We start from the raw sequence: 626 nt of genomic DNA on the forward strand, positions 1-626 counted from the left end.
TGGCACGGGCGCTGTTGGCGATCAGATCACTTATACTTTTACGGTTAGCAATACAGGTAATGTAAGCCTGAGCGGCGTGGTGGTAAACGATGCCCTTACAGGCAGCGTGAACCTGGCGGTTACCCCAGCAGTTCTGGCCCCTGGTGACACGGGCACGGCTACGGCTGCTTATACTATTACACAATCAGACCTTAATACAGGTAATGTGACCAATACGGCTACTGCCACAGGTACAGCTCCGGATGCGAGCACGGTGAGCGATACCTCAGGAACTGCTCAGGGCAATGATGACCCAACGCAGACGCCCCTTACCCAAACCCCTGGGATCGCTGTTGTGAAAACAGCCGCAGTTGGWGGYACKGGCGCTGTTGGCGATCAGATCACTTATACTTTTACGGTTAGCAATACAGGTAATGTAAGCCTGAGCGGCGTGGTGGTAAACGATGCCCTTACAGGCAGCGTGAACCTGGCGGTTACCCCAGCAGTTCTGGCCCCTGGTGACACGGGCACGGCTACGGCTGCTTATACTATTACACAATCAGACCTTAATACAGGTAATGTGACCAATACGGCTACTGCCACAGGTACAGCTCCGGATGCGAGCACGGTGAGCGATACCTCAGGAA

Annotated in this window: 1 pseudogene; it reads left to right on the forward strand. The window is 54.3% G+C overall.

Annotation, left to right across the window (positions count from 1 at the left end):
* Nucleotides 1-25 precede the first annotated feature (25 nt).
* Nucleotides 26-626 (forward strand): annotated as a pseudogene (locus EAH81_RS28200) (hypothetical protein); the annotation flags it as partial.

It is taken from the genome of Flavobacterium pectinovorum (genome assembly GCF_006438875.1).
Lineage (GTDB): Bacteria > Bacteroidota > Bacteroidia > Flavobacteriales > Flavobacteriaceae > Flavobacterium > Flavobacterium pectinovorum_A.